This is a genomic window from Bacillus sp. SIMBA_074 (assembly GCF_046534555.1).
GTDB lineage: Bacteria > Bacillota > Bacilli > Bacillales > Bacillaceae_G > Bacillus_A > Bacillus_A mycoides.
On the sequence record NZ_JAWRYM010000255.1, the window covers coordinates 1 to 324 of the forward strand.

Sequence of the window (324 nt, forward strand, 5' to 3'; positions counted from 1 at the left end):
TGTGAACGTTCTCGGGCGCTTTCCTTCTTCGATTTTATTAATTCCTTCACCGAACGTACTAAGCGTATTATTTAAAAAGAAACCATCTACATATTTACCGCTACCGAAAAAGTTACTGAGTGTGTTCGTTGTAGAGACAACCGTTCCATCACCATCTATGACAACGAAGTGGGTTGTACTTTCGTGCTCTTCCACGTCACTAACTTTCGTTTTGTTAGCTTGGGTTTCATTAATTTGTTTAATTAATAAATTTACGTAGTGATCATCCACCCAGTCATCAGATGCTTGTTTACTAAATGATGGGTCAGCCATCTTTTTCAAACG

General features: G+C 38.3%; 1 protein-coding gene. It reads right to left on the minus strand.

Features of this window, described 5'->3' with window-relative positions; translation table 11 throughout:
* Positions 1-324: gamma-glutamyltransferase (locus SB773_RS30730; protein WP_410594015.1), on the minus strand; the 324-nt coding region annotated here is incomplete at both ends.